Here is a 9691-nt window from a genome sequence, read left to right as displayed (position 1 = left end):
GGAGAGGAGACGGCACGTGACACGCGTCCGGGGAGTCGAGGTCGTGCACTGGAACCCGAGGCGGTCGCTGGCGCCGGGGGTGCTGCCGCGCACGACGCGCGTCAACAACTTCGGCGACCTGCTCGGGCCCATGATCGTGGAGCGGCTGTGCGCTCCCGACGCCGTGCCGCGCGCGCACGCCCCGAGGCTCGTATCGGTCGGATCGATCCTGCACCTCGCGCGCGACGGCGAGGTCGTCTGGGGCACGGGCGTCAACGGCAAGCTCGACGAGGGCGATCGCGTGCGCGTGCGGCAGCTCGACGTGCGCGCTGTGCGCGGGCCGCTGACGGCCGACGTGCTGCGGCGGCGCGGCATGACGGTGCCCGACGTCTTCGGTGACCCCGGTCTGCTCGCGCCCTCGCTGCTCGGCATCGAGCGGGCGCGTCCGACCATCCCGATCACCTCGGTGCCCAACCTCAACGAGCGCGCCTCGTGGCGAGGCAAGCCGGGCCTCGTCGACCCGCGCACGGGCTATCGCGGCGTCATCGAGACGATCGCCCGCAGCGGCCGCGTCGTGGCGTCGTCGCTGCACGCGATCGTCATCGCCGACGTGCTGGGCGTGCCCGTCTCGCCCGTGCTGCCGTCGCACGAATCCATCTTCAAGTACGAGGACTACTACGAGGGCACGGGGCGCCGGGTGCCCCGGTTCGCGACGAGCTACGAGGAGGCGCTCGACGACATCGCGCCCCCGCTCTCCTGGACGCCCGACGCGCTGCGCGCCGCCTTCCCGTCCGACCTCTGGCAGCCGACGGCCTGAGCCGCGGTGCAGCCGGCGGGTGCGCGGCCGTACCCGGATTCGGATGGGTGGGGCGGATGGTGCCTGGTGGGGCGGGCACGCGCACAGCGGCCCCGGTCATCCGATCTGCGGTGCGGTGCGTCGGGACAGCCGCGCGAGACCGGCCCGGGCCTGGCGGGAGACCGGCCCGGGCTCAGCGCCCGGCGCGCACGGCCGCCCGCAGCGTGTCGGGCGCCTCGACGTAGTCGTCGACCGCGAAGACCGAGCCGTGCCGGCGGTGCTCGTACCGCAGCGCCGCCACGATCGCCGAGCCGAGGAAGGCGAACGCGTAGGCGGGCGGCGAGGAGTACACGGGCGCGGCGATCGACTCGATCGTGATGAGCCCGATCCACGAGATGCCCGCCCACCGGATCCAGGTGAACAGGGGCGGCTCGAGGGGGCCGATCGGACGCACCATCGACAGCGTCATGGAGGCGAGCCCGCCCGCGAACAGGATGGCGCCGAGCCATCCGGTCTCGCCGAGGATGGCGGGCCACTGCGTGTCGGTGAGGTAGCGCCCCCACGCCTCCTCGCGGCCGAGGCCGTAGTGCCACTCCCAGCCGCGCTCGAGGTACTCGGGCGAGTACTCGCTCGAGGCGATGAAGGTGCCGTACCGGCCGAATCCGGCGCCGAGGGGGAAATGCTCCTGCGCGATCTCGAGCGCGCCCGAGGCGAGCAGCGACCGCGCCGACTCGGTGTCGGTGTTGAAGAAGTACGCCGTGAGATCGTTCGAGATGAGGTCGATGAGGACGGGAGCCGCCACGACGGCGAAGAGGGGGACGACCGCGATGAGCAGCAGGAACGCGGCGATGTTGCGCACGCGCAGCACGAACAGCACGCCGTAGACCGCCATCATGCTCGTGAGCGACTTCACCGTCACCGTGAGCACCGACATCGTCGACGCCAGCACGAACACGATGCCCGGTGCCAGGCGCCGGCGCGAGACGAGCATGAGGCACAGCGCGCCCACGCCGATGACGGCCGTGATGCGCCCGAACGCCGCCGGCTGGGCATAGGGGCCGTTGAGCGCGGGGATGCCGAACACGGTGATGGGGGCGCGGATCCTCGTGAAGCCGACCCACGCCTCGGTCGCGACGAGATTGAGGAAGCCGCACAGGGCGAGGAAGGCCGTGAGCAGCGCACCCGCCACGATGAGCCCGTGCAGGTGACGACGCGTCCACTCCAGCTGCGCGAAGGCGAGGGCCAGGATGACGCCCTTGATGCTGAGGAACGCCTGCTGCGTCCAGATCGAGGCCGGCACGGCGAGGATCACGGCCGACGCCGCCCCCGCGAGCGCGAATCCCGCGAACCAGGGGATGCCGGGAGGGAACACGACGGCGCGGTCCGTGACCATCCGCCGCGCCGTGAAGACGACGGCGCAGACGAGCACGAGCACGTCGTCGACGGCGCTTCCCGCCGCCCCCAGCGTGATCTCGAGGATCGACGACATCGCGAGAACGGCGAGGGTCGTGAAGGCGATGGCGAAGGGCCACCGGATGGCGACGAGGATGCCGAGGACGCCGGCGATGACGGGCACCGCGACGACGGGGACGCTGACGACGCCCGCGGCCGACGCGACGCCCGCGACGAGGATGGCGATGGCCCATCCCGCGTCGTCCCTGCGGCGGCGGCTGCGCTCGCGGCGGGCGAGCCGGGCGGATGGCGGGCGCGGCGGTCGCCCGCGGCCGGTCGCCTCTGCGATGGCCATGCGCTCAGCGCCAGGCCGCGTCCACGCCGCGGCGCGGCACGTCGGCGATGACGGCGGCGGCGGGTGCTGCCCCCGCCTCCGCGAGCAGGTCGGCGGCCTCGGCCAGCTCGCCGCGGTCGGCGTCCCCGCTCGTCACGACCACGACGGAGCCGTCGGCATAGCGGGCGAGGCGCGCCGCGTCGGCGTGCTCGAGCACGGCGGGCGCGGCGATGACGAGCACATCCGCGGCGTCGTCGAGGGAGCGCATGACGGTGTCGAGTGCTCCCGACGAGATGAGGGCCGATGCATTCGACGCCGCGGGGCCCGATGGCAGGATGCGCAGCCCCGCGATGGGCCCGTCGACGACGGCCTCGTCCAGCGCGGTGCCGCCCTGCAGCACGGTGCTGAGTCCGCGCGCGGCCTCGAGCCCGAACAGGGCGCCCGTCTCGCCCGTGCGCAGATCGGCGTCGACGAGCACGACGCGCGAGCCCGACTCGGCGATGGCCGCGGCGATGTTCGCCGCGGACGCCGGTGTCCCCGACGTGGGGCGCGGGCTCGTCACGAGCAGCGACGGAACGCCATCGGCACGGGCGACGATCTCCGACACGAGACGGCGGTTCGCCTCGGCGACGGGGCCGTCCGGTGCCTCTCGGACGAGCAGCCTGCCGTCGCGGACGACGCCCTCGACGGGCAGCTCCGCGCCGACGGCGCGGCGGACGTCGTCGCGGGTGCGCACGCGGCGGTCGGTCTGCGCGCGGAGGCCGCTGACGAGCAGGGCGATCGCGAAGCCGACGGCCGCGCCGACGAGTACCGTGATGATGACGACCGACCCTGCGGGGACGACGGCGGTCTCGCCGGGTGCGACGAGCTCCGCCTGGATCTGCGCGCCCAGCAGCATCTCGGTCTCGCCGCCGCCGCTGAGCACCTCGTCGACGATGCTCTGCGAGACGGCGTCGGCCAGTCGCGCCGCGGCCTGCGGCTGCGTCGACGTCGCCGTGACGATGAGGATGTTGTTGGTGTTCGCGACCGACGCCGTGACGGTTCCGGCGATCTCGGCGGCGTCGGCGCCGAGTCCGAGGTCGTCGATGACGGGGTCGAGGATGAGGGGCGTGCCCACGAGCGCCGCGAACGTCGCCAGCTGAGATCCGATGAGCCCGCTCGTCGAGACCATGTCGGCGGCCTGGCCAGACGACGTCACGGGGGTGAAGAGCGTCTGCGACGTCGCCGTGTAGGTGTCGGGCTGCGTGCTCGCCTGCGCGTATCCGACCGCCCCGCCCAGCAGGGTGACGACGACGATGATCCACAGGTTGCGTCGGAGGATCCGCTGGATCTGCTTCAGGGGCATGGGCACCGGCCGTTCTACTCGGGGGAGGAACTGGTCGGCGAAGGCGTCGTCGGCTCGCCGAGGAAGGAACGGAGGAAGGACAGCACGGAGGTGCGCATGTCGCCGTCCATGAGGGCGGCGCCGTGCGCCTCGCCGGGCGCGACGTGCAGCTCGTTGGGGACGTCGGCCGCCGTGAGGGCGTCGGCCATCGCCTGGCTCTGCTCGACCGGCACGATCTCCCTCGTCGATCCCGCGAGGAAGACCGCGGGGTCGCTCGGGTCGACCGACGCGATGGCGGACGCGGCCGTGCCGTCGCACGACGCGAGCTCGGTGCAGCCGAGGTAGTCGAGGATGATCTGCGCCGACTGCTCGGTCGGCTCGCCGAGCGACGCGGCCTGCGGCCTCATGTCGGCGACCCCGGAGAGGGCGACGGCGGCGCGCACGCGCGATCCGGCGTCGAGAGCCCCCTCTCCCGTGGTCGCGGTCTCGAGGGCGAGGATGGCCCCGGCCGACGACCCGAGCACGCCGATCGCCGTGGGATCGATCGCGAAGCGCTCCGCCGTCTCGGGGTCGCGCAGGAACGCGACGGCGGCCGCGACGTCGTCGACCTGCGCCGGGAAGATGTGCTCCGGTGCGAGGCGGTAGCTCGCGGAGAAGGCCGCGTAGCCGCTCTCGGCGAGCCAGACGCACAGGCCGGCGACGCTCTCGTCGGTGCGGGCGCCCTGCGTGAACCCTCCGCCGTGGAGGAGGAGCACGGCGGGCGCAGTCTGCTCGCTCTGCGCCGGGAGGCACGCGTTCATCTGGAGGCGGTCGCCCTCGACCTCGCGATAGGCGATGTCGTTCTCGGTCGCGATGCCGGAGCCGGCATCGTCGGCGAGCTCGGCGAAGTCGACGGGAATCGTCGGGTCGGACGGAGACGAGCACCCGGCGATCGCGGTGCCGACGAGGGCGGCGGTCAGGGCCGCCGCTCCGGCGCGGCCTGCGATTGCACGTCTCATGCCCCTCCGTCTCCTGCGCCGATCCGCGTAGCCGTCCGATTCACGCGGCCATCGTATGCACGGGAATTCCGGCATGCGATGACGAGCATGTAAACAACCGGCGACGCCGCGGGCTTGCCCGGGGACGCCTCTCGGGCACGGGCCGGGCAGTGCAGGATGGCGCCGTCGACCGTGATATCGGCTCCGTGGCGCACCTCGCGGAAACCCCGTGCGGCCGTACTCTTTTCCCATGGAGCGTTCGCTCGACACCCAGGTCACGCAGGCGGTCGACGCCTGGCTGCGCTGGGTGCCGACGTGGACGCCGGCCACCTACAAGGGGAGGGGCGCTCCGTGCCGGCGGTGCCTCGGGTCGCCCGTGCTGTCGGCCGCGGGAGTGGGGGCGGATGTCCCGCACGGCGTGCAGCACGGCCTCTCGACCCGGATGAAGTCGATCGTCGATCGAGCGGTCGCCTCCTACACGGAGAGGAATCTTCCGCTGCTGCAGGTCGAGCTCGACCAGCAGTCCGCGCGGAACCGTGCGCGCTCCTATCGCCCGCGCGAGAACCTCGATCCGGAGTACGAGGGTCTTCCCCTCGATCCCGAGCCCGTGCCGGGGGCGCCCTTCCTGTTCACGCTCGAGGGGATGGCCGGCGAGGAGGAGGTGCCGAGCCTCCCTCCGCTCTCCGTCGAGGCCAAGGAGGCGCTCCGCCGCGAGATCGCCCTCGCCGACGAGTACGCGAACCTCGTCGGCCGCGAGCTGTGCTCGCTGCTCCTCGCGCATCGGCTCCGCATCCAGGAGGCCGTCGCGCGGCATGTCGAGCCGCAGGTCGAGGCCATGCTCGCGGAGCTCACCGAGGCGCTCGACACGCCTTTCGGTCCCGACGACCTGCTGCCGGGAGGGTAGCCGTCGCGCGCGAAGGCCCTCATCCGGCTTCTCGACGTGGGCAGAACTGCCCGGAGCGCTGCTCTGCTCAGGCGTCCTTGGCGAGCGAGCCGATTGCGTCGCCCGAACGGTCGAAGACCTCGAGGGATGCCGTCCCGACCTTCACGGTGACAGCCTTCGAGAGCCAGGTGTCGACGCCGATGCAGCCCTTCAACGTGCTCGCGACGGCGGTCAGCGTCACGGTGTCGCCATCGACGTCGTAGGTGCCCGACAGGCCGTTGCACCCGTCGTTTCCGCGGAACGAGCCGTCCTCTTCGAACGTCAGATACGGCTTCGCCTGCTCGCTGCTCTGCCAGGTGCCGACAAGCGCGGCAGCGCTGGCAGAGGAGCCGGCCGAGGTCGCGCATCCGGTGAGGGCGAGCCCCGTCAAGAGCAGGGCCGCTCCGGCCGTGATCGGTCCTTTTCGCATGGTGCCCCCGTCCATGTCGGTGAATGTGGACTTGCGGACCATCGTAGATGTGCGGCTACTCTGGGTTCGCTGTGTCTCTCCCGAGAGGCCCATCGACCGACCGAGACCCGGGCACACCAGGCCCGCGCGACCTCGGTGAGAAAAAGACCTACGAGATCTGGGGGACAGGTGAAGTCTTCAATCACGCGCGGTGCGCGCCTCGGTGCGATCGGCGTCGCGTCGGCGCTCGCATTCGGCGGCGTCGCCGTCACGTCGGCGGCCGCCGAAGAGGGCGCAGTCGCGCCGACGGAAGGCGCGGCGTTCGACGAGCTCGCGTCGCAGTTCTTCGAGGACGACACCGTCAAGGCGGTGCTCTACGACGAGAGCGGCAACATCATCGTGCAGCAGCTCGCGTCGGAGACCGAGGCGACGGCGAAGCCGTTCAGCGTCTCGGCCTCGACCGACGCGGCCGAGCTGGCCGACACGTTCCGCAACGTCACGATCGTTCCGGTGACCGAGGACCAGCTGCCCGAGGCGCTCGCCTCGACCGACGTCGTGGGCGGCGCCGGCATCGGCCTGTTCGCTCCGAACTCGGACCAGGGCGCGACGTGCTCGATCGGCTTCACGGGCTACACCCCCTCGGGTGACCCCGCGATCATCACGGCCGGCCACTGCACCGACCTCGACGGCACGACGCTCAGCGACGTGTACCTGACCACCCCCGCCGACGACGACGCCGCGGGCGGCACGCAGCCGTCGCTGCTCGCCGAGCTCGGCACGCTCGCGTTCGGCCAGTTCGGCGGCGCGGGCAACTCCGCCGGCGACGTGAACGACGCACTCGACATCGCGGTCGTCGACGTGACGAACACCGAGCTCGACCTGCTTCCCGGCGTCACCGACTGGACGACCCCCGAGGACCTCTCCGCGTCGCTCGCGACGCGCGTGACGAGCGTGGGCACCGCCGAGATCGGCGACCCGATCCTCCGCTCCGGCCGCACCACGGGCGTGAGCACGGGCGAGGCGACCGAGACGCAGTACGGCGTCGAGGCCGGGGCCATCGTCTACGGCGGCTACGTCTCGATCGAGGGCCACCTCGTCAAGGGCTTCGCGACCACCAACACGGTCGACCACGGCGACTCGGGCGGCACCGTCATCAGCGGCGAGAAGGCCGTCGGCGTCGTGACCGGCTCGGTCACGATCACGGAGTCCGGCGGCGGCGTCGTCGAGGAGTTCATGTGGGCGCACGACCTGCAGACGGGTCTCGCGGCCACCGACGGCTACTCCGTCAAGCTGTTCGTCGCCCCCGCCGAGGTCACCTCGCAGGAGAACGGCGCGAACATCGCGTGGAACGGCGAGATCTCCGGCACCGGCCAGGCCGGTCAGGAGCTCGAGTACGCCTTCGTGCCGCAGGGCGGCGAGGTCGACTTCTCGCAGAGCGCGACGGCGCCGATCGACGGCGAGGGCAACTGGACCATCCAGGGCCCGGCCACCCCCGGCGACTACACGATCTGGTTCCGCGTGAACGGCGAGGGCTACAACGTCTCCGAGGTCTCCTCGTTCGACGTGCAGGTCTTCCCGACCGCTCCCGAGATCGTGTCGCCGAAGGCCGGCGAGAGCTTCTCCGAGCCCGTCACCGCCATCACCGGCGTGGCGGCCCCGAACACCGAGGTCACCCTGTCGGGCGACGTGACCGGTGCGGTCAAGTCCGACGCGGACGGCAACTGGTCGTACGAGGTCGAGCTCGCCGAGCCGAAGAGCTACACGGTCGCCGCGCAGCAGACGGTCAACGGCAAGACGTCCGACAAGGTCGAGATCACGTTCGCGGTCGGCGCCCCCAAGCCCGCCGCCCCGGCGTTCATCAACCCGGTCGACGGCGCGAGCTACACGGAGGGTGAGGCCATCACCTCGATCACCGGCTCCGGCATCGACGGCGCGTCGGTCGAGCTGTTCGTGAACGGCGAGTCCGCCGGCACGGCCACGGTGGAGGCGGGCGTCTGGACCATCCAGCTCGACGGCCAGCTGCCGGTCGGCACGCACCAGCTGACGGCGCGTCAGACGGTCGACGGCGTCGCGAGCGACGACGCGTCGGTCGCGATCTCGGTCGCGGCGGCTCCCGTCGCCCCCGAGCAGCCCGAGCAGCCGGCCGAGTCGCCCTCGGCCACGCCGAGCCCGACCCCGACGACGCCCGGTGCCCCCGAGCAGCCGGCCGACCCGGGTGACGACAGCCTCGCTCCCACGGGTGCCGACTTCGGCGGCATGGCGCCGATCGCCCTCGGCTTCGGCTTCGTGCTCCTCGCCGGCGGAGTGGTCGTCCTCGCCCGCGTGCGCCAGGTGAGGTCGCAGCGCTGATCCCGCTCGCGCACTGACGCGACACGACGGGGCGTCCCTCTCGAGGGGCGCCCCGTCGTCGTGTGCGGCGTGGCGACGGTCGCGTTTGACCGGTTGTGTTACGGCACGTATCATGGGACGGGTGTGCGTGCACGCGCCTGCGTGCGTGCATCCACACATGGGACGGGTCTGCGAACAGGCCACCCCCACGGCATGTCCGCCGCAGTGCCGCTCCGAATCGGAGCGGGGGCGGGCTCACGTGAAACATCACGCGCTGTCACCGTGCAGCAACGAACAAGGAGAATCGTGCCAACTATTCAGCAGTTGGTTCGCAAGGGGCGCTCGCCGAAGGTCTCGAAGACCAAGGCTCCCGCTCTGAAGGCGAACCCGCAGCAGGCGGGTGTCTGCACCCGCGTCTACACGACCACGCCCAAGAAGCCGAACTCGGCCATGCGCAAGGTCGCCCGTGTCAAGCTGCGCAACGGCACCGAGGTCACGGCCTACATCCCCGGTGAGGGCCACAACCTGCAGGAGCACTCGCTCGTGCTCGTCCGCGGCGGTCGTGTGAAGGACCTCCCCGGTGTGCGCTACAAGATCGTCCGCGGTGCGCTCGACACCCAGGCCGTCAAGAACCGTAAGCAGGCTCGCAGCCGCTACGGCGCGAAGAAGGGTTGAGTTAGATGCCTCGTAAGGGTCCGGCCCCCAAGCGCCCCGTCGTCAACGACCCGGTCTACGGCGCCCCGATCGTCACGCAGCTGGTCAACAAGATCCTCGTCGACGGCAAGAAGTCGATCGCCGAGAACATCGTCTACACCGCCCTCGAGGGCGTGGCCGCGAAGAACGGCCAGGACGCTGTCGCCACGCTGAAGAAGGCGCTCGACAACGTGCGCCCCACGCTCGAGGTCCGCAGCCGCCGCGTCGGTGGCTCGACCTACCAGGTGCCGGTCGAGGTCAAGCCGCACCGCGCCAACACGCTCGCCCTCCGCTGGCTCGTGAGCTACGCGAAGGGTCGTCGTGAGAAGACGATGACCGAGCGTCTCATGAACGAGATCCTCGACGCCTCGAACGGCCTCGGTGCCGCGGTCAAGCGCCGCGAGGACACGCACAAGATGGCCGAGTCGAACCGTGCCTTCGCGCACTACCGCTGGTAAGTAGCGCCCCGAGCCGGTCCCGGATGCCCCGGGCATCCGGGACCGGCTTCCTGCTCGACTCCCTCTCCACACGTAAGGA

General features: G+C 71.6%; 9 protein-coding genes. 5 read left to right on the top strand and 4 right to left on the bottom strand.

The annotated features are described in order from the left end of the window. Window positions 1–16 precede the first annotated feature (16 nt). A complete protein-coding gene (locus ACWGPF_RS08835) occupies window positions 17–796 on the top strand; it encodes a polysaccharide pyruvyl transferase family protein (RefSeq protein WP_452332472.1) in 780 nt (259 codons plus the stop codon). Between the two features lie 172 nt (window positions 797–968). On the opposite strand, the gene ACWGPF_RS08830 is transcribed toward ACWGPF_RS08835, so the two are convergent. Genes ACWGPF_RS08830 through ACWGPF_RS08820 form a run of 3 tightly spaced genes read right to left on the bottom strand, consistent with a single transcriptional unit; the run spans window position 969 to window position 4823 of the window. Beyond that, the gene (locus tag ACWGPF_RS08830; protein WP_452332471.1) at window positions 969–2522 is read right to left on the bottom strand and encodes a hypothetical protein; all 1554 of its coding nucleotides are present in this window, start codon (window positions 2520–2522) and stop codon (window positions 969–971) included. A gap of 4 nt (window positions 2523–2526) precedes the next feature. Beyond that, a complete protein-coding gene (locus ACWGPF_RS08825; RefSeq protein WP_452332470.1) occupies window positions 2527–3846 on the bottom strand; it encodes a Wzz/FepE/Etk N-terminal domain-containing protein in 1320 nt (439 codons plus the stop codon). 14 nt (window positions 3847–3860) lie between these two features. Further along, window positions 3861–4823, bottom strand: coding sequence for an alpha/beta hydrolase (locus ACWGPF_RS08820; RefSeq protein ID WP_452332469.1), 963 nt, complete (start codon window positions 4821–4823; stop codon window positions 3861–3863). A gap of 229 nt (window positions 4824–5052) precedes the next feature. Here ACWGPF_RS08820 and ACWGPF_RS08815 point away from each other — a divergent pair, with 229 nt between their 5' ends. Then, complete coding sequence (locus tag ACWGPF_RS08815) at window positions 5053–5706, top strand: spermidine/putrescine ABC transporter substrate-binding protein (protein ID WP_452332468.1); 654 nt, start codon at window positions 5053–5055, stop codon at window positions 5704–5706. Window positions 5707–5773: 67 nt separating this feature from the next. On the opposite strand, the gene ACWGPF_RS08810 is transcribed toward ACWGPF_RS08815, so the two are convergent. Continuing rightward, complete coding sequence (locus ACWGPF_RS08810) at window positions 5774–6169, bottom strand: META domain-containing protein (RefSeq protein ID WP_452332467.1); 396 nt, start codon at window positions 6167–6169, stop codon at window positions 5774–5776. Between the two features lie 153 nt (window positions 6170–6322). Here ACWGPF_RS08810 and ACWGPF_RS08805 point away from each other — a divergent pair, with 153 nt between their 5' ends. From ACWGPF_RS08805 to rpsG, 3 genes are all read left to right on the top strand, one after another. Then, entirely contained in the window at window positions 6323–8482 is a 2160-nt protein-coding gene (locus ACWGPF_RS08805; RefSeq protein ID WP_452332466.1) for a hypothetical protein, read from the top strand. A 285-nt stretch (window positions 8483–8767) separates the two neighbouring features. Further along, window positions 8768–9136, top strand: coding sequence for a 30S ribosomal protein S12 (gene rpsL, locus ACWGPF_RS08800; protein ID WP_018171438.1), 369 nt, complete (start codon window positions 8768–8770; stop codon window positions 9134–9136). Window positions 9137–9141: 5 nt separating this feature from the next. Further along, entirely contained in the window at window positions 9142–9612 is a 471-nt protein-coding gene (gene rpsG / locus ACWGPF_RS08795) for a 30S ribosomal protein S7 (RefSeq protein WP_156242096.1), read from the top strand. Window positions 9613–9691 lie beyond the last annotated feature (79 nt).

The organism is Microbacterium sp. NPDC055683 (genome assembly GCF_053617895.1).
Note: the sequence above shows the minus strand (reverse complement) of the source record. Positions and strands in the feature narration are given on the sequence as shown.